This is a genomic window from Thermoclostridium stercorarium subsp. stercorarium DSM 8532, assembly GCF_000331995.1.
Classification (GTDB): domain Bacteria; phylum Bacillota; class Clostridia; order DSM-8532; family DSM-8532; genus Thermoclostridium; species Thermoclostridium stercorarium.
Genome location: NC_020134.1, coordinates 2,262,596 through 2,282,688, shown reverse-complemented (window position 1 = coordinate 2,282,688; position 20,093 = coordinate 2,262,596). Strand labels below are relative to the sequence as shown.

The window sequence follows — 20,093 nt, the reverse complement described above, 5'->3', positions numbered from 1 at the left end:
GAGCGGCGTCTGACAAAGGAGGAGTATAGCATGCAAAAATACGGCATACTGAAGCTGGTTTCGGTTATTCTTGTGATTACAGTATGCGCATTTCTGGCTTACAACGAGGTGAAGAAGAACAATATCCGCACCGGAATAGATATCCGCGGAGGAATATATGCAGTACTGGAACCGGATATTGACAAGTCTTCACTTACCGACGACGAAATCGATAAGGGACTGGAATCTGCGAAAACAATTCTTGGAAAAAGACTTGACGCAAAAAACATATTTGACCGCAGCATAAACATAGACAGCGTTAATGATCGTATAATTATTGAAATTCCATGGGCAGCGGGGGAAACAAACTTTAACCCGCAGGATCAGCTTAATGAACTTGGAAAAACCGCTCTTTTAACATTCCAGGAAGTTGATGAGGATAAGGTTGACGAAAACGGAATTTATTTACCCACCGGTAAAATAATTATTCAGGGAAATCAGGTAAAAGATGCAAACGCAGCGCCGTACCAGGAACAGGGTAGCTGGGTCGTTGCCCTTGAACTGGATGAATCAGGTTCCGAAGCTTTCGCCGAAGCAACAGGGCGGCTGGTTGGAAAGCCAATAGCCATATTTATGGATGATCAGCTGATTTCAGCTCCTATTGTAAATCAGAAGATTGAAGGCGGAAAAGCCATCATAACCGGAATGGCCAATGCGGAAGAAGCCGCAGAGCTTGCCGCGACAATACGTTCCGGAGCGCTTCCGTTCAGGCTGGTTGCAACAAAGGTGGATTCAATAAGCCCTCAGCTCGGCGAAGGGGCGATGAATGTTGCAGTCAAAGCCGGAATAATAGGTTTTTTGCTTGTATGCCTTTTTATGATTCTGGTATACAGGCTCCCGGGTGTAATTGCAAGCATAGCCTTGTTTGGGCTTGCGGTTTTGACGATATTGTCGGTTGCATGGACCGGAATCTCCATTACTTTGCCCGGTATAGGCGGTATTATTCTTTCCATTGGTATGGGCGTGGATGCCAACTGTGTTATTTATGAAAGGATTAAGGAAGAATTAAGAGCGGGAAAAACATTGAGATCAGCGATAGATCAGGGATTCCACCGTGCATTTGCCGCGGTTTTGGACTCTAACGTTACTACTCTGATATCTGCCGTTGTTTTGTATGCGCTGGGGTCAGGTCCCATAAAGGGATTTGCATTGACACTTGGTATTGGTGTGGCAATAAGCTTCTTAACGGCTGTAACCGCAACAAAATTAATGCTTGAAGGAGTGTCAGGAATCGGCGCTTTCAAAAACAAATGGCTGTATGGAGTAAAATAACCGGAGGTAAATGAAATGAAACAGATAAACGTAGTAAAGCACCAAAAAAAGTTTTTCCTAATATCCCTGGCTGTTATAGCTGTTGGTATTATATTTTACTTTATCAACGGAATTGATTTGGATATTGAGTTCAGTGGTGGTACAAGAATAATGATAGAAACAAACAGCGAAGTTGATCCAAACCTGGCGGAAGATTTGGTGGAAAAGGCGCTGGGAAAGTCTGTAACCGCTCAGACTCAGAAGACCAATAATCCCGCTTCGGAAAATGAGACAATTTACATGCTCAGGCTGGATATTGCAAGTGAACAGACATTGACCGCCAAAGAAAGAGATTTGGTAATTGACGTGATTTCGGAAAATTTTGATGTCAAAGAAGGCGGAAATCAGGAAATGCTCAGCGTTGAGCCGAGTATCGGACGCGAAACCCTGTTGAACGGGCTAAGGGCAGTATTAATTGCTTCGGTGATTATCATTCTGTATGTAACCTGGAGATTTAGCGCAATACATGGTTTGGCGGCCGCAATTACGGCGATTATAGCCCTGATCCATGATATCCTGATAACGCTTGCAATGTATCCCATTTTGAAATATCCCCTCGGGGAAGTGTTTATTTCAGCGATTCTGACCATTATAGGATATTCACTGAACGATACGATTATTATATATGACAGAATTCGTGAAAACATGAAACTTATGAAAAAAAGTACCCTTGACGAGATAGTCAATACCAGTATCAATCAGTCGCTGACACGTACAATAAATACTTCCGCCACTACTTTGATCACGCTTATTACATTGTTTATCTTTGCCGCCGTGAATAATATAAGTTCGCTTGTGGAATTCAGCCTTCCTCTGATAGTGGGTTTTGTGGCTGGCGTTTACTCAACGGTGTTCATTGCAAGCCCGTTATGGTTAATGTGGAGAAAAAGAAACATGGCAAAATTGATGAAAAGTGCATAATCACGAATTGACTTTATATTCGGGTAAAAAATAAGTTTGCTTTTAAAAGCAAACTTATTTTTTTGCCCGAAAGATCATGTAACGGACAATACAGTGGAAAAGCTGATATAAAAAAACCTGGCGAAGACGGCCAGGTTCAACTCAGAGACAGGTTTGTTCATAATAACAAAGAGTCTTTTATGGAGAATAATAATGGCATGGGAGAAAATCATGCATTGCCATCGGGCAACCGCATGTTTCCGGGATTATCCGTGGTGTGCCTGAGACATGACTCAGGTTATTGGAAAACCGAATCCAATATTAATGCACCTATCGTCAGTTCTGCCCACAGATAAAATCCGTATATGAAGAGCGACTGAATTAGTAACGGTTTGCAGGAGAAACTGACAGGTTCCAGCATATTGATGACAGCCAGTACGGCAGAAGCCGCAGTCAGTGTAATAAGACTCCACAGACCTATCTTCAGCAGGCTCTTGGATATTCTGTTTAAACTGCTTAGTTTTTTGTAAATCATCTGTATATGCTGAAACATCGCCGTTCTCCTTTCTTATGCAGTCGTTTCACAATTACAGTTAATAGGTTAACATAATATTACGTATGTTTCAACCTGTAAAAGTTGCCATGAAAACATAAAATAATAATAAATGTGGAATATGACAGGCAATTGTTCCGGGATTGTAGTTTTGAGTTTTTGTCAGCAATATGTTATAAAAATACATAAAAGTAATATTTTAGTTATTGACAAAGGATAATTTTTTTAATTATATATAGACGGCGAATGAAAATTATGATACAATATTAAAAATTTTAAAGGAGTGACGATGTTGCACAACACTGGGGTGTTGATAAAACTTAAAAGGAAAAAGCTTATATCCCCAGGCATCGTATTTCCTTTTTTAAAAAATGAAATATTTGATTTTCGAAATAGTAAGATTTCGGTCTTACTATTTTTTTATGCCTTTTTTAAAAAATGTATGAAATTGACAATTGAAAGTGAGGGATGGGTGTGACGATCAACAAAAAAGACATATTGGGAATTGCCGAATTGTCAAGGGACGAAATAACGTCAATACTTGACACCGCCTCGATAATGAAAAGGATTATCCAAAGCGGTGACAAGAAAACAAATTATCTTAGGGGAAAAACGGTTTTAATACTTTTTTATGAAAACAGCACCCGAACCAGGGTATCGTTTGAACTGGCGGCAAAATATATGGGCGCGGACACGATTAACATTAATGTGTCTGTTAGCAGTGTGGCCAAAGGTGAAACACTTGTCGACACAGGCAAAACCCTGAACTCAATGGGTGCCGATGTGATAGTTATAAGACATAATATGTCCGGCGCACCGCATCTTTTAGCTAAACATGTAAATGCTTCTGTAATCAATGCGGGGGACGGTATGCACGAGCATCCCACCCAGGCGCTTCTTGATATGTTTACCATACGTGAATATTATAAAACCCTCAGCGGCCTTAAAGTTGCAATAATAGGTGACATATACCACAGCAGAGTTGCCAGAAGCAATATCATCGGGCTTGCCAAAATGGGAGCAAAGCCTGTTATTTACGGGCCAGCAACTTTAATACCGCCTGAAATAGAGAAAATGGGCGCTAAAATAGCTCCGACAATTAATGATGCGCTCTACCAGGCCGATGTAGTTATGGGACTGAGAATGCAGCTTGAACGCCAAAAAAATGCGTTGTTCCCTTCAAAGTCCGAATATGCCAGGTTCTTCGGAATTAATCAGGTCAATCTGTCGCTGGCCAAAAAGGATGCCCTTTGGATGCACCCCGGCCCTGTCAATCGTGGCGTGGAGATGACCTCGGGCGTAATCGACGGTTTTAATTCGGTAATAAATGAGCAGGTAACAAACGGGGTTGCCGTAAGAATGGCTTTATTATATCTGCTGGCCGGGAGGGAAAACATGAAAGTCTCCAGACATGCGTCCGGCACTGTGGATATTCCTGTTCAGGAAGCGTGCGTATAGAATATAATTTTAAGGAGGGATTGTATGAAAATACTTATAAAAAACGGTATTGTAGTAACTGATGAATATGAAAAAAGACAGAATGTTTTCATAGAAAATGGGATTGTTTCAAGGATCGAAGAAAATTACTCTGCCGATGCGGACATGGTTCTGGATGCGGATGGGTTGTATGTCCTGCCCGGCCTTGTTGACGCCCATTGCCATCTGAGGGATCCCGGATATGAATATAAGGAGGATATTGTGTCGGGTACAAGGAGCGCTGCCATGGGCGGATTTACGTCGGTTGCGTGTATGCCGAACACTAACCCCGTCGCCGATAATAAAACGGTGATAAGGTATATTATCGATAAGGCAAACAGAGAGGGAGTGGTTCATGTATTCCCGATAGGGGCGATGACAAAAGGGCTTAGGGGCGAAGAACTTGCCGAAATAGGAGAAATGAAGGAAGCGGGCATAGTAGGGGTTTCGGATGACGGGCGCTGTGTGGAAAATTCTTCGGTGATGAAAAAAGTCATGTTGTATGCGAGGATGTTTAATCTGCCCGTAATATGCCACTGTGAGGATTCAAGGCTTTCAGAGGACGGTGTGATGAACGAAGGTGCGCTGTCCACTGAAATGGGACTCAGAGGTATATCAAAGGCCGCGGAAGAAATCATGATAGCAAGGGATGTAATTTTATCAAAAAGATTTGATGTTCCTGTACATATTTGCCATGTAAGCACTGTTTTGGGGGTTGAAATCATAAGGTATGCGAAAAGAACCGGGGTCAAAGTAACCGCTGAAACATGTCCTCATTACTTTACCCTTACCGAAAGAGCATGTGCGGGCTATAATACACTGGCCAAAGTAAACCCGCCGCTGAGGAATGAGGAAGACGTTGAGGCTATAATACGCGGCCTTTGTGACGGAACAATTGACATAATTGCCACCGATCATGCGCCGCACCATATGGATGAAAAAAACGTTGAATTTGACAAGGCGGCTAACGGTATGGTCGGGTTTGAAACCGCACTGCCACTGTCATATACTGTCCTTGTCAAAGGCGGTCATATAAGTATGAGGGAGCTTGTGAGAAAAATGTCAACTAAACCTGCGGAAATCCTGGGAATAGACAAGGGCAGGCTCATTGAGGGAAAAATGGCCGATATAACCATATTTAATCCTAATGTGGACTACCAAATTGATATAAGTAAGTTTGTTTCGAAAAGTAAAAACTCACCGTTCCATGGATTTCACGTTTCAGGCAAGGTTGTTGCTACAATAGTCAACGGCAGGATTGTGGTAAAAGACGGCGAGCTTGTTGTTTAAAAAAACCCGGAATGAAAGGAATGGAGTTTATGTTCATGGACAGGTTAATGGAAAAAGTGAAAGTTCTGAAAAACCCAACCGTTATGGGGCTTGACCCGAAACTGGAATACATACCCTTTTCAATTCGTAAAAAGAATATTGAACTGTATGGAAATACTTTTAAAGCTGCTGCCGAAAGTATTCTGGAATTTAACAGAAAACTGATTGATGCCGTTTCGGATATAATACCTGCGATAAAACTACAGCTGGCATATTATGAAATGTACGGGACAGAAGGCCTTAAAGCCTTTGAGAAGACGGTAAGGTACGGCCATGAAAAAGGATTGCTTGTAATTGCCGACGGTAAAAGAAACGACATCGGGTCGACATCTGAAGCTTACTCAAGCGCATATCTCGGTGAGACACTTCTTGAGGATAATGTAACAAAACCTGTATATGACGCAGACGCGTTAACGGTAAACGGCTATCTTGGCATAGACGGCATAAAGCCGATGATAGATGACTGCATGAAATACCGGAAGGGAATTTTTGTACTGGTAAAAACATCAAATCCGTCATCGGTCCAGCTCCAGGACATGGTTGTGCAGGACGGGAGAAGGGTTTACGAAGTTATGGCCGATCTGGTTTCTGAATGGGGAAAAGATACCGTAGGGAAATACGGATATTCGCCGGTTGGGGCCGTGGTTGGTGCCACATGGCCGCAGGAACTTAAGAAATTGCGTGCAAGGATGCCGCATACCTGCTTCCTTGTTCCAGGATACGGTGCCCAGGGCGGCAGTGCCGAAGATGTGGCAGGGGCGTTCGATAATAACGGATTCGGCGCAATAATAAATGCTTCAAGAAGTCTGATGTGCGCCCATAAGCTTCAGAGATGGAACGGTAAATTTTCGGAAGAGGAATTTGATATTGCATGCCGTGAGGAAGCATTACATATGAGAAGTGAGCTTCAAAAGATTTGTAATTTTTAATCTTTTCCGGACGAGATCCGGCAGCACACTTTGACTCAGACCCACCACACATCGGTGGTGGGGACTGAATTTGGCTTATAATTTCGTATTTACTTAAATAATAGCACGAGAGGACTATAATAGGGAGGGTTGATTTATGTCAATATCATATTACCTTATTATTCCTGAAATTATTTTAACGACGGGCATTATTATAACAGCCATACTGTCACTGAAAAAAGAAAAAATAGCGGAATCAAAAGGTGATATTTCATTGGGCTCTCTGAGTAAAGAAGAAATACTTAAATTGTCGCAGAATGAACTGAAAGAATTGAGAAAAGTGGTGTCGGCCGCGACAGGGTGTCTGTTTCTTATAACTTTATTGATTGCTCTCGGCGGAATACTGCTGTTTGAGATCTCCGCTGTCAATTTTGCTGTTTGCCTGTTTGCACAGGTTTTATTCACTGTAATATTCGGAATACCGTTTATGAAGCGGATAAAATCTTTTAAGCGTGTTTAATGCTAGATATGTCATGAAGCAAGTATTCGTATTCAGTTCCTGAAATAGGATATAACCGCTGAGAAAACGGACTTCCCGGTAAAGATACGGCATGCAGGCGTATTTTTACCGAAAATTCTTATGGCTACATATTAATTTATTCTCCGGTTATATGATTTTATTGAGTTTTCAAAGGCTGATGATATGAGGGAAATCAGGTTTTCTGCCGTTTGACAAAATAGTAATTCCATTCTATAATAAATTGCAGGCAATTTTATATGCGGACATGGCGGAATTGGCAGACGCACCAGACTTAGGATCTGGCGGGTTAACCGTGGGGGTTCAAGTCCCTTTGTCCGCACCAGCGGTATTTGATAATATCTATACTCCGTACCGTGGTCATATGCGGTACAGATATTGGGAACTTGCTAATAAAGATTTTGCACAGGTCAATATCTTTATTTAGCAAGCTTTTTTTATGTTCAGGCAGATTTTTGCCAAATTTCGTCCAAAAAAATAAAGGCAGGTATTCATGTTTAAGCTTACAGCCGAAAACAGGGCAGTAAATGGCAACAATCGTACTTCATGAAAATCGGCATAAGGCGGATATGCCCGATAAATCCGTGGAAAATACGTTGTAAATTTGATAATATGGTATAATAAGGCCAGGGCTGACACATGTAAAAACATGCCGATGGCAACAAATTCCGGAAAATGGCAGATAAATGGTTAAAACGGATATATTTGGCAAGGAGAGTAAATATGAAGCATAAAGCGGTTATTTTTGACATGGACGGAACACTGGTAAATTCCATATATGCCCTGACATATTCGATAAATAATGTCCTTGAAAAGCACGGTATGGAGAAAATCAGCGTGGAACAGTGCAAGTTGTTTGTCGGAAACGGGATTAAGGAGCTGGTAAGAAAAGCCGCCGGAATTGACAATCCGGATGATGAACGGCTGGCGCTGTATTACGGTGACATGATTGACGAGTATTCGAGAAACTGGGACTTTGAAATGTATGTGTATGACGGTATCACTGAGCTGCTGGATTTCCTTAAAAAAAACGGTATAAAGCTTGGCGTGAACACAAACAAAAACGAAAACATTGCAAAACTGATTGTGGATAAGTATTTCCCGGGGTATTTTTCATATATGGTCGGGGGACGGCCTTCTGTCCCCCGAAAGCCCGATCCTGCAGGCGCGCTGCTTATTGCGGAGAAGTTCGGTGTAAAGCCTGAAGAATGCGTTTATCTCGGTGACAGCAATGTTGACATAAAAACCGCCAAAATTGCAAACATGTATGCCGCAGGGGCGTTATGGGGCTTCAGAAGCAGGGAAGAACTGCTTATGGCGGGTGCGGACGTGGTGATAGAAAAGCCGGATGAGCTAATTAAAATATTTTTAAACCCGTCCTGACAGAAATTTTTTCAGAGCATCCATTGCCACCCGATCGTGCATTTTGTTAAAACTGTGCCCTGCACCCTCTATTTCCAGGTATTCGCAGTTCTTATATATCTCTTTTGCCTTTCTTGAATAGGAAATATCGACAATATTGTCTTTCGTTCCGTGCACCAGCAGAACAGGACCGTTATAGCCTGTGATTTCTTCGAATATATTCATATTTATTACATCTTTTACGTAAACAGCCCCAAGCCTCATTGGGAAACGGCTTACCACCGGTGGAATGTTATCGGGATCAAATCTGGCAAACATCATTTTTCCGCGGCGGGCGTCATCGGGAATGCAAAATGCCGGATAGAACAGAATCAGGCGTTCAATTTCGTCAGGAATTTGTGCCGCCGTTAATGCGCACACAACCCCGCCCTGGCTGCAGCCCATGAGGGAAATCCGTGAGGAATCGGTATCATCCCGTGTCTTTATGTACCCTATAACAGCCTTTAAATCTTCCACTTCGGTAAGAACTGACATTTCGGATTGCCTGCCGTCGCTTTTGCCTATAACGCAGCCACCGCAGAAATCAAAGGTAAATGCCGCAAAGCCAATGCTTGCCGCAAGTTTGGCATAATGCCGGACTGAACGCTGATTTGCCATAAAACCGTGACAGATGATTATTGTGGGAAGAACTCCTGTGTTTTTTCGGAAAACATGGCCTCTTATTGTTAAATTGCCTCGGCGACATGAAAAGGGTCGGCACAAAATGTCCGACATGTGTATTCCCTTCATTTGCTGGCGCCCCCTTTGGAATATATTTTTTCGCTGCAATATTGGTTCATACCATGATTATATTACTGCCTGCCGCTTGAGTTCCAGCATAATTCCACAGTAAAAGTCTTATATAAAACATTGCGTTATTAAGCCGCCGATTTAAAAGAATGAATGCTTTTACGACGCTTGCTTCATGAGTTTTGAAGTAGAAAGAATTAAAGGCTTCATTGTATAAATATAAAGGTATTAACTGGAAAAAGAACTGCATATTGCGAACTGGAAAACACAAAGTTTTCGCCGTTACTATGGAAAAAAAACCGAATGTCCTTTATAATAAAGAACGAAATTATTTTGGGACAAGCCTTCATCTTTAGGTAGACTTTAAAGGAGAGACTATGGAAGTTAGGAAATTACTTTTAAACTTTATTAAAGAAAGAATATTGTCTTATATCGCGGGCATTTTGCTTCTTATTGTCGCTTCAGTCATATCCCTTCGTATTCCGAAAGTACTCGGAAGAGTAACCGACATGCTGAACAAAGGGCAGGGGACGGTCAGGGAAATCCGTTTCCAGCTTATTTTAATGATTTTGCTTGCGGTACTGGGATTTGTGCTGCGTTTTTGCTGGAGATATTTTCTTGTCGGAAACTGCCGCCATGTCGAAAGTTATTTGAGAAGAAAGCTGTTTGCGCATCTTCAGACACTTCCGGTTAATTTTTACAATAATCACAGGACAGGGGACCTTGTTGCGTATGCCATAAATGATATAAATGCGATACGCAGGGTTTTCGGGTTTGGGTTTACGGCATTAATTGAAGGCGTACTGATTAACACAGTGTCTGTTTATTATATGGCCAGAACAATTGAACCTGTTCTGACGCTTATGGCATTAGGCCCCGTCCCTGTGGTAATACTGGTTACAATACTTCTCAGGAAAACAATCCGGAACCGGTTTGAAAAGGTTCAGAAGGCTTTCGCAATGATTTCTGAAAGAGTTCAGGAGAATATAATGGGAATCCGCGTGGTTAAGGCTTTTGCCCAGGAATACCATGAGATGGAGAAGTTGGACCGGTTAAGCAGGAACAGTGTAAAAGCCAATATGCGAATGACAATGGTTTCGAGCGCATTGGGGCCGGTTACCGAAGTGTGCTTCAGTATAAGTTTTCTCTGTTTCATAATCTACGGGAGTAAAATGGTGGCAACGGGCAGAATTTCCCTCGGCGACTATATAGCGTTTAATTCGTACATGGCAGCGATAATGAAGCCGGTCATAAATATAAGCAAAATAGTTGAAACCTGGCAGCGGGGGGCGGCTTCGGCCAAAAGGCTTAATGAGATATTCAGCGAAAAGAGCGATATTGTAGACGGTGAAGAGAGCAATATCAAAGATTTTGATATAGAAATAAGAAATTTGACTTTTACATACCCCCAGACCGATACGCCGGTGCTTAAAGACATAAACCTTAAAATACCAGCGGGGACCACTCTGGGTATTGTAGGCAAAACCGGGAGCGGAAAAACAACCCTTGCCAACCTTCTGTTAAGGTTGTATCCAATACCTGACGGGCATATCTTTATTAATAATGTAGACATTAACCAGATATCCCTGGAAACATTAAGGGAGAATATTGGTTTTGTGCCACAGGACAATTTTCTTTTTTCTACAACTATAAAGAACAATATAGAATTTTACCAGGAAGGCATTGGCGATGATGAAATAATAGAAGCGGCGAAAATGTCCGGTGTTTACGATGATATTCTTGAATTTCCGGACGGTTTTGACACGGTGGTGGGGGAGCGAGGAATTACTCTGTCCGGAGGTCAGAGGCAAAGAGTGACCATTGCGCGGGCACTGGTAAAAAATCCCTCGGTGCTGATTCTTGACGACAGTCTGTCGGCCGTCGATGCCGAAACCGAAAAAGAAATACTTAGCAATTTGAAAAATGTTCTGAAACGCCGGACGGGGATTATCATATCCCACAGAGTCTCAACGGTAATGAATGCGGATAAAATAATATACCTTGAGGACGGACGGATAGTAGAAGAAGGTTCCCATGAGGAACTGATGAGACTCAGGGGGGCATATTACAGACTGTATGTGTCCCAGACTGAAGAGTCGGATGAAAGTGCGGGGGCGGAAAAATGACAGCGAGTAACGGCAAAAAACATGACAGAAGTGAGGATATATATAATAAAAAAGCCAATGTGGCAAGACTTTTATCCTATTTTATCCCGTATATTCCTCATATTGTTTTGGCCATTATTGTCGCTTTTGCAATAAATGCGACGGTAATAATCAAGCCAAGAATACTGCAGCGTGTTATAGATGACTATCTGGTGCCTGAAATATACGACAAAACGGCAATAAACAGGCTGGGTTTCGTTTATTTCGGGCTGATTCTCCTTGGCGCAGCGCTGAATTATTCGCAGAGCATTCTTTTAAATTATGTCGGGCAGAATATAATGCACAGGCTCAGAACAGAGTTGTTCAATAAAATTCAGCGCATGAACATGTCTTTTTTTGATCATTTTTCATCCGGAAGGCTTCTGACACGTGTTACAAATGATGTGGAAGCGCTTAACGAGCTTTTTTCTGGCGTGCTCATAAATCTGTTCCGCGACACGGTTATGATTATAGGGCTTGTGTGGGTAATGTTTTCAATGGATACAACCCTGGCGGTCGTTGCCATATGTACCGTGCCGGTGATCGCGGTAATAGCGGTAATATACAGGAAGGCCGCAAGAAAGAACTTCATACGCATGAAACAGGCCGTAGCAAGGATAAACGGTTTTTTAGCCGAAAACATAACCGGCATGAAAATAGTCCAGATTTTTCACAGGGAAAAGCAGAAATTTGAAGAATACAATGCAATTGAGAAGGATTATTTTGATTCCAGCCTCAGGGAGGTAATACTGAACAGTCTTGGAAAACCCATAGTGGAAGTTATAAATAACCTGGGTATCGCGGCCCTTGTATGGGTTTGCGCGGGCGACATACTTTCCGGAAGTTTTGAATACGGTGTATTATATACCTTTATTTCATACGTGCGCGAGTTTTTCCAGCCCATTAACGAAATTGCCGATAAATACACCAGTTTGCAGTCTGCGGTTATTTCATCCGAAAGAATATTCGAAATCATGGACATTGAAGACAAGGTGGAGAATTTGGATACCGGAATAGGCTGCGAAAATCTGCACGGAGAAATAGAATTTCAAAATGTATGGTTTGCGTATGAAGAAGGGAATTGGATCCTTAAAGACGTAAGTTTCCATATAAAACCCGGGGAAACGGTGGCGTTTGTCGGCGCAACGGGTTCCGGAAAGTCTACGATAATAAGTTTAATAACCCGTTTTTATGATATACAGAAGGGGAAAATTCTTATTGACGGTGTGGATATTAAGGAATACAGGTTAACTGATCTGCGGAGAAAAATAGCGGTGGTTCTTCAGGATGTCTTCCTTTTTACCGGCGATATTGCTTCTAATATCAGGCTCAATAATGATGAGCTGACCGATGAGGATGTTTACAAGGCATTAAAGGTAGCCTGTGCCGACGGTTTTGTTAATTCCCTGCCCGACGGCATAAAATCCGAGGTAAAGGAAAGGGGTTGCACTTTTTCCTCCGGCCAACGCCAGCTGCTTTCTTTTGCCCGTGCGGTGGCGCTGAATCCCGCGATCCTGATTTTGGACGAAGCAACGGCATATATTGATACCGAAACCGAGGAAATGATACAGAAATCGCTGGAGAATGTCATTGCAGGAAGGACGTCAATACTTATCGCCCACAGGCTGTCCACGATCAGAAAGGCCGACCGGATTTATGTCATTGATGACGGCAGAATTGTGGAAGAAGGGGATCATGAAACTTTAATGAATCTGAACGGATTGTATAGAAGTTATGTGGAACTGAGCCTTAGTAAGGGCATAGAGGAAAAGTAAGACTCGTGAGTTTCAGATATCGAACAAGCACTATAACCCCCTGATTTTCATAATATGGAATATACTTAAATCTTAAATATCAGGGGGTATTTTAATGCAAAAAACGAAATACCTTGTCATAGGCGGGGATATGAGAAACTTTTATCTTGCCGAACTATTGAAGAAGGAATACCATCGGGTTGAAATATATGGTTTTGACAAAAAGGACATAAAAAACAAAAATTCAAGTCTTGCCCAGATGATCAACGACTGTGACGTTATAATATGCGGAATTCCCCTTGTATCTCCGGACGGTTATGTAAACATGCCCTTTTCAACGGAAACCCTTCCGCTCGAGACTCTGATTGAAATGATACCTGAGGGTACCGTTTTCATAGCGGGAAAAATTGAAAAAGATGTAAGGAACACACTGGAAAACAGGGGTGTTAATTATATTGATCTGCTGGATCGGGAGGATATGGCGGTGCTGAATGCCATTCCTGCGGCGGAAGGGGCTGTGGAATTGATTATGAGATCCACTCCCAGAACAATTCACAACAGTCGGATACTTATCCTGGGTTACGGAAGGATTGGCAAGGTGCTGGCGCGCATTTTGACCGGCTTCGGAGCCGAGGTCTGGGTGGCTGCAAGAACGTATTCGGATCTGAGCTGGATTGAGGCTTTTGGATACAAGCCTGTCCATTTGGACGACCTGGAACGGTACATAACCGACATGAATGTAATTGTAAACACAATACCGTACCAGTATTTGACGGCAGACGTACTGAACAAGGTGCGGCCTGACTGTTATCTAATAGATTTGGCTTCACAACCCGGCGGAATTGATTTTAAGCACGCTGAAAAGCTTGGCCTGAAAACCGACTGGGCTTTAAGCCTGCCTGGGAAAGTGGCTCCTCTTACCGCTGCGGAAATAATCAAAAAAACGGTGGAAAATGTTTTGACAGAGGGAGGGAGGAAAAAATGAGCATTTCCGGTAAAAGGATAGGTTTTGGCCTTACCGGTTCGTTCTGCACGCTGCAGAGCGCGCTGGCACAGATGCAGAAACTTGTGCTGCTGGGAGCAGACGTAATTCCCGTTGTGTCATATGCAGTGAAATCGACCGATACCCGTTTCGGTACCGCCGAATATTTCCTTGAGCAGATAAAAATGATTAGCGGCAAGGAATGTATAGCTTCAATTGCAGACGCTGAACCCATAGGACCGTCGAAAAAGCTTGATCTCATGGTGGTCCTGCCCTGTACCGGGAATACATTGGCAAAGCTCGCAAACGGCATAACCGACACCCCGGTAACGATGGCATGCAAAGCCCATTTGCGAAACAACAGGCCGGTCTTGCTGGGAATTGCGACCAACGACGGCTTGGGCGCAAACGCAAAAAATATCGGACTTTTGATGAATACAAAAAATATATATTTTGTGCCGTTCAGGCAGGATGACCCTGAAAACAAACACAATTCCCTTGTATGCCGTATGGATCTTTTTATACCCGCAGTAGAAGCCGCGCTTGAGGGCAGGCAGCTGGAGCCGGTACTCGTCTGAGAGGAAAGACAGAAATTCATCTTCTTTTATTTCCACTTGTACTGATATACATGTTATGCTACTCTTATTATGAATTATTTGTTTTTTATTTCGGTTTATGGTACCACAGGGTGCTTCTTTTACAGTTTTTGGACCGGAGGTTTCATGGAATATGGCGGCATGCGGTGCGCCAATGTGGATTCCTGTTCCGGTAAGTGATGAGCTCAAGGCAATAGCCGTCTTTACTACACGGCATGGCGGGGTAAGCAGTTTCCCGTTTGAATCACTGAATTTAAGTTTTCAGCGCGGTGACAGTGCGGAAAATGTATTAAAAAATTTTGAGCTTTTGAGTAAAAGTACCGGGATACCAATGGAATATATGGTTTTAACAAAGCAGGTCCATGGGTGCGATATTACAGTGGTAAATAAACAGCATTGCGGCATGGGCCTTTTAAGAGAAAGGACTTTTGGTGAGTCGGACGGGCTTATTACCGCCGACATGAACGTGGCTCTTGTCACTTTTCATGCTGACTGTGCACCCGTTTACCTTTATGACGTTAAGCGTAAAGTTATCGGCCTTGTACATTCGGGATGGCGAAGCACTTTGCTGAAAATATCGGCAAAAGCCGTAAGAATAATGGAAAAGGAATTCAACTGCAACGCGGCCGAGATACATGCGGTTATCGGGCCCTGCATTAGGAAATGCTGTTTTGAGGTTGACAGGGATGTTTACGAAGAGTTTTTAAAGGTTTTTCCTGACTGTGCCGATGCGTTTTTATGTACAGGCAAAAAGTGGAAAATTGACCTTGCCGGAATAATTGTAAGAACATTAACCGATGAAGGCCTGAGCATGGGAAATATTCAGGATTTGAACAGGTGCACCGTGTGCGAAAAGCAGCTTTTTTTCTCCCACAGGGGCGGACAGGGCAAAAGCGGAACAGGGGCCGCCGTTTTTATGATGACTGAATGAGGTTGTGATATGAAGGCACGAAGAGCGTTCATTACTGTTACCATTATATTTTTTATAGTTTTCTTGGCAGGATGTGAAGCCAACCATGTATTCAGTGAAGGACCCGGCACAATTCCCACTGTGTCGGGCAATACCGGTATACCTGTGGACAGGCAGATTAAACTTGTAGACAGCGGGCCTGTCCACGGCGGGACCCTTACGCTTGGAACAACCCCGATTGATTCCCTGCACCCGTTTGAAACTTCCAGCAGGTATGTCAATTACATATTTCTGTTTATCTATGATCCCCTTTTTATTCAGTCCAGCGAGAACAATTTTGAGCCGTGGCTGGTTGAAAGCTACAGTCACGAAGGGTATGTAGTGTGGAACTTTAAACTCAGGCAAAATGTATATTTTCACAACGGCAGGGGACTTACGTCATATGACGTAAGGTATACTATCAGACAGCTTAAGAAATCAAACAGTCCGTTTTATGAAAGGGCCATTGTTGATAATATTAAGGATTTCAATATCATTAGCAGTTCCCAGTTTGAAATTACTCTGGACAAGCCCGACAGGGCTTTTATTAAAAAACTGGTTTTTCCGATACTTCCTCAGAACTACGAAGAAGAGGAATATCCGGTTGGTACGGGACCGTACTGTTTTGAGAGGATGACGGAAAACGAACTAAGGCTTGTGAAAAACGATAAATGGTGGCACGGGGAAACATATATTGATGAGGTGATTTTCAAGGTATATGATGAAGATAAAATGCTGGATGCTTTCCAGAATAATGAAATAGACGTTGCCTTTATAAAAAATGTGGATTTTTCCAGATACAGGTACAGGACCGATATTGATTTCAGGATATATCTGTCCAATGAAAGCCATTTTCTGTATGTAAATCCTCAAAGCATATTCGGACAGTCCAACCGGCAGACGGCGTTGTTCAGGTATGTGGCATACAGACTCCATGAATTGAACCTCGGGCAGGTTCAGTATTATGAGCTGTACAGCGAGGAACCAATTGATGTTGAGGGGTTCAGAAATGAATTGGTAAGAAGCGGGCTCAGTTATGACGAAAAGAAAAATGTTTTTACGCTGAACGGCAAAACTCTGGATAAAATACTGATTTGTGTACCGAAACAGGATCTTCCGAAACTTCATACCGCCAATTTTCTTGTGAACATTCTGAGCGATGCAGGGATACAGGCCGAAATTGTAACAGTCGGGAAAAGTAATTACAAACGGGAGATCCGGAGCGGCAAATATGATTTGTCGCCTGTATCCGATGAATTGAAGCCGTGGGAGGAATTAAGCGATACCCTGCAAAGAATTCAGCAGGATTTGGGAAACGGAAGGGAGGATAATTTCATTCTGCCTTTGTACCGAAATCAACAGGCTGTTTTGTTTAAAAATACCATACGAGGGGAAAAAAACGCGAATTACTGGAACCCGTATCAGGGATTTTATTCATGGTACAAGCCTGTTTTTAACGAAGGCAGCAAGAATAACAACCGTCAGTAATTTGGAACATGCAGTTGCATATAACCGGGGAAAACGTTGATATTAAGCCGCTTGATGAAGGAAGTATCGACAGGGTTAAGGGCTGGTATCTTGATTATGATACTTATGGTTTTGCCACAGGCAGGAAAAGTATCGGAAATGCCTTGAATGAAAGCCTGAATTCCTTTGCTGTGGGCGTGTATACCAAAAACGGAGTTTTGATAGGTCTTATAACCGGTGAATTTAAAAGGGAGAAAGAAACGATATTGTGGATACGCACATTTTTAATCGACAAGGCATGGCACAGAAAAAAATTCGGAACACGTGCCTTTAACCTTTTGTGTAAGCATGCGGCAGAGCACATGTATGTTAAAAGAATATATCTGTCGGTTTCGGCAGAAAACGCGGCGGGGATAAATTTCTGGACGAAAATGGGTATGACCTGCGTTAAAACCGTTGAAACCAATGAGCGCGAAAATAACGGGAAAATACTGATTTTCGAAAAGGTTCTACGGCCATGATGAAAAGACCGATGCTGCAGGCCTCAGTTGCCTACTGTTCTGGGATTGTACTTGCTTGTCTGATACATCATATTTTCATTATTCTTTTAATTGTTCCCGCAACAATTTTTCTTTTCCTGTACGGAAGGAAAAGAAAGGTTGTGTTTTCTACAAGTTTTCTCTTGTGCGGGACGTTTATATCTTTCGGTTTTGTCAATTATGCATATCAGTATACCCTTTTGTCGGAGCCTCTGATTCCGTATTATGAAAACAACGTAACCATAACCGGTTATATAAGCGATGCATATAAGGTGAAAAACGGCAGGATAACTTTTGAATTCCACATAGAAAAAATAAACCATTCGGAGGAGAACACCGGAAGGAAGATACTGGTCAATGTCTATAACGTAAAAAATGCGGCCGATTATTCCCTGGGAACAGGGCTGATACTGAACGGCGTTTTGAAAAATCCGCCCGGATCTAGGAATCCCGGAGGTTTTGATTACCGGAATTATCTTTATACCAGAAGGATTGCAGCCATTATCTCCTTAAATGAGAACATGGTGGAAAAAACGAGATTCGTCAAAAAATTGCCTTTGAAAAGATTTGGACTGGAATTGAGGGAATATATTGTTAATTCCCTTGAAAGAAACCTTTCAGGTGAAAAAGCGGCATTAATAGCGGCAATGCTTACAGGGTACAGGGAAAACTTAACCGAGACGATGGAGAATGCGTTCAGCGCTTCCGGACTTACCCATATAATGGCGGTATCGGGGGCAAACCTGGCTTTTCTGATTTTCCCGCTGCTGTGGATTTTCAGCATGGTGGGGCTGGACAGAAGAACAGGTTCCGTAATGGCAATCCCTTTTATTTTCCTGTATCTTCTGATAACGGGAATGGAGGCTTCGGTCTTAAGGGCGTCGGTAATGGCAATGCTTTTATTGCTTGGAAGGGCTCTTTACAGAAAAGTGGAACTTGTAAACTCGGTCGCAATAGCCGTTTTGGTACTCTTGGCCATAAACCCCTTCATGTTTTTTGATGTTGGTTTTCAGTTATCTGTAGGCGCAACTTTGGGGCTTGGTATTCTGTATAAAAGGATTGAAAAAATTTTTCCCGACAAAATACCGGGAATTATAACCGAAACACTGTCGGCGACAATGTCTGCCCAGGCAGGGGTATTACCCGTACTGATAATGCATTTTAACAAAGTGTCCCTTATTTCACTTTTGTCAAACCTTCTTGTTGTTCCCGTAACGGGCTTTGCTACGACTTTTGGTGCTGTATGTGTTGTTTTGCACGCCGTTCATCCCTTACTCGGGAAGGCAACAGGCTATGTTTTGGAAGCTGTTTCACATCTTATCCTGTATGTTACCGACAAATGCGCGTCGGTGCCGTGGGCGGAAATTTATCTGCCCGACTGGAGTTACGGAGCGGTATTCCTTTATTATGTGTTGATATTTCTTTGGGGGATATACGGGATAAATTTTTTCAGAAAGAATAAATCAGCTGTGATCGCGTGTGCTTTTGTTACGGGGATTGTTCTCCTGATACAGGGTATTATTCCGAAGCCGTTGAAAGTTATTTTTACCGATGTCGGTCAGGGAGACTGTATCTTTATACGCACACCCGAAGGACGGAATTTCCTTATAGACGGTGGCGGTACATATAATGAAGATGAAACGGGTTACCACGGAAAGAGGATAATTCTTCCCATGCTGATGCACGAAAAAGTATCCCATATCGACATGGCTTTAGTGACCCATGCCCACTCGGATCATATGGGCGGGATACTGACATTAATTGAAGTATTCAATGTAAAGTCTGTGGGCTTGCCGGCATACCCGGATGCCGAAACCGATTTCGTCCGGCTTATAAACTTGTGCAAAGACAGAAATATACCTGTCTATTTCTTTGGTGAAGGTGATATTATCGGTTTCGACAATTATACGGTTTTCGAAGTGTTGAATCCGCCTTCTTCAGAAATTGATATTTACGGCAATCTGAATAATACGTCCATATGCGGAATGCTTAGGTTTAAGGATTTAAGTATTCTGTTCACGGGAGATATAGAGACCGAAGCCGAAAGGTTGTTGTTAAAGTATGGGGATCATATTGACTGTGATATACTCAAGGTGGCCCATCATGGCGGGAAGGAGAGCACGACCCGTGAATTTCTGGATCTTGCCAAACCGGAAGTGGCGGTGATAAGCGCGGGTAGCAACAACTACGGGCATCCGTCTGATGAAGTAATAGAGCGGTTAAGTCTCAAAGAAGCCAGAATTTATATAACGAAGGAAAGCGGAGCGGTTATTGTCTTAAGTAACGGGAAAAATTACAGGTTAAAGCCATGGGTGAAAGAACGAAAGTATACTTTTTGGCCGGATTGATTAAACTTTGCCTCAGTTAATGTTTTTTTATGAATTATGTTAGATTTATTGCCGTTTTCAAAACTCAGTGTTAAACTGTGTAAGGACACTTGACAGTTGTCCGGCTGCC

The 20,093-nt window shown here is 42.6% G+C and carries 17 protein-coding genes and 1 tRNA gene; 16 read left to right on the top strand and 2 right to left on the bottom strand.

The window, feature by feature from the left end:
* Positions 1–30 precede the first annotated feature (30 nt).
* Together secD and secF are read left to right on the top strand one after the other, a co-directional pair.
* Positions 31–1,311, top strand: a complete 1,281-nt coding sequence (gene secD, locus CST_RS09850; RefSeq protein ID WP_015359755.1) for a protein translocase subunit SecD — start codon at positions 31–33, stop codon at positions 1,309–1,311.
* A 15-nt stretch (positions 1,312–1,326) separates the two neighbouring features.
* Positions 1,327–2,271, top strand: coding sequence for a protein translocase subunit SecF (gene secF / locus CST_RS09845; protein ID WP_015359754.1), 945 nt, complete (start codon positions 1,327–1,329; stop codon positions 2,269–2,271).
* Positions 2,272–2,548: 277 nt separating this feature from the next.
* Here the strand turns inward: secF and CST_RS09840 are convergent, their stop codons facing one another.
* Positions 2,549–2,803 (bottom strand): hypothetical protein, encoded by a 255-nt coding sequence (locus tag CST_RS09840; protein ID WP_015359753.1) that lies wholly within the window; start codon positions 2,801–2,803, stop codon positions 2,549–2,551.
* Between the two features lie 474 nt (positions 2,804–3,277).
* On the opposite strand from CST_RS09840, the gene CST_RS09830 reads away from it, so the two are divergent.
* The 6 genes from CST_RS09830 to CST_RS09805 all read left to right on the top strand — a co-directional run bounded on the left by CST_RS09830 (position 3,278) and on the right by CST_RS09805 (position 8,437).
* The gene (locus tag CST_RS09830; protein WP_015359751.1) at positions 3,278–4,261 is read left to right on the top strand and encodes an aspartate carbamoyltransferase catalytic subunit; all 984 of its coding nucleotides are present in this window, start codon (positions 3,278–3,280) and stop codon (positions 4,259–4,261) included.
* Positions 4,262–4,285: 24 nt separating this feature from the next.
* Entirely contained in the window at positions 4,286–5,569 is a 1,284-nt protein-coding gene (locus tag CST_RS09825) for a dihydroorotase (protein ID WP_015359750.1), read from the top strand.
* Positions 5,570–5,598: 29 nt separating this feature from the next.
* Complete coding sequence (gene pyrF, locus CST_RS09820) at positions 5,599–6,537, top strand: orotidine-5'-phosphate decarboxylase (protein ID WP_034842755.1); 939 nt, start codon at positions 5,599–5,601, stop codon at positions 6,535–6,537.
* A 136-nt stretch (positions 6,538–6,673) separates the two neighbouring features.
* Entirely contained in the window at positions 6,674–7,036 is a 363-nt protein-coding gene (locus tag CST_RS09815) for a hypothetical protein (RefSeq protein ID WP_015485091.1), read from the top strand.
* Between the two features lie 259 nt (positions 7,037–7,295).
* A tRNA-Leu gene (locus tag CST_RS09810) sits at positions 7,296–7,379 on the top strand.
* A gap of 398 nt (positions 7,380–7,777) precedes the next feature.
* On the top strand, positions 7,778–8,437 hold the full coding sequence (locus CST_RS09805) for an HAD family hydrolase (RefSeq protein ID WP_015359748.1): 660 nt from the start codon (positions 7,778–7,780) through the stop codon (positions 8,435–8,437).
* On the opposite strand, the gene CST_RS09800 is transcribed toward CST_RS09805, so the two are convergent.
* Positions 8,423–9,190: an alpha/beta hydrolase family protein gene (locus CST_RS09800; RefSeq protein ID WP_015359747.1), complete on the bottom strand. Its 768-nt coding sequence runs from the start codon at positions 9,188–9,190 to the stop codon at positions 8,423–8,425. The genes CST_RS09805 and CST_RS09800 overlap by 15 nt on opposite strands.
* A gap of 392 nt (positions 9,191–9,582) precedes the next feature.
* Between CST_RS09800 and CST_RS09795 the strand changes: the two genes are divergently transcribed.
* The 8 genes from CST_RS09795 (at position 9,583) to CST_RS09760 (ending at position 19,984) form a co-directional block, all read left to right on the top strand.
* On the top strand, positions 9,583–11,331 hold the full coding sequence (locus tag CST_RS09795; RefSeq protein WP_015359746.1) for an ABC transporter ATP-binding protein: 1,749 nt from the start codon (positions 9,583–9,585) through the stop codon (positions 11,329–11,331).
* A complete protein-coding gene (locus tag CST_RS09790) occupies positions 11,328–13,124 on the top strand; it encodes an ABC transporter ATP-binding protein (RefSeq protein WP_015359745.1) in 1,797 nt (598 codons plus the stop codon). Before CST_RS09795 ends, CST_RS09790 begins: the two co-directional genes overlap by 4 nt.
* A gap of 94 nt (positions 13,125–13,218) precedes the next feature.
* Positions 13,219–14,088 carry a dipicolinate synthase subunit DpsA gene (dpsA, locus tag CST_RS09785; RefSeq protein WP_015359744.1) on the top strand — a complete coding sequence of 290 codons (870 nt, stop codon included), beginning with the start codon at positions 13,219–13,221 and terminating at the stop codon, positions 14,086–14,088.
* Positions 14,085–14,663 carry a dipicolinate synthase subunit B gene (locus CST_RS09780; protein ID WP_015359743.1) on the top strand — a complete coding sequence of 193 codons (579 nt, stop codon included), beginning with the start codon at positions 14,085–14,087 and terminating at the stop codon, positions 14,661–14,663. The genes dpsA and CST_RS09780 overlap by 4 nt, the downstream gene beginning before the upstream one ends.
* Before the next feature lie 151 nt (positions 14,664–14,814).
* Positions 14,815–15,612: a peptidoglycan editing factor PgeF gene (gene pgeF, locus CST_RS09775; protein WP_015359742.1), complete on the top strand. Its 798-nt coding sequence runs from the start codon at positions 14,815–14,817 to the stop codon at positions 15,610–15,612.
* A 9-nt stretch (positions 15,613–15,621) separates the two neighbouring features.
* Complete coding sequence (locus CST_RS09770; RefSeq protein WP_015359741.1) at positions 15,622–17,118, top strand: ABC transporter substrate-binding protein; 1,497 nt, start codon at positions 15,622–15,624, stop codon at positions 17,116–17,118.
* 8 nt (positions 17,119–17,126) lie between these two features.
* The gene (locus CST_RS09765) at positions 17,127–17,618 is read left to right on the top strand and encodes a GNAT family N-acetyltransferase (RefSeq protein WP_015359740.1); all 492 of its coding nucleotides are present in this window, start codon (positions 17,127–17,129) and stop codon (positions 17,616–17,618) included.
* A complete protein-coding gene (locus CST_RS09760) occupies positions 17,615–19,984 on the top strand; it encodes a DNA internalization-related competence protein ComEC/Rec2 (RefSeq protein ID WP_015359739.1) in 2,370 nt (789 codons plus the stop codon). Before CST_RS09765 ends, CST_RS09760 begins: the two co-directional genes overlap by 4 nt.
* The last annotated feature ends 109 nt before the right edge of the window (positions 19,985–20,093 follow it).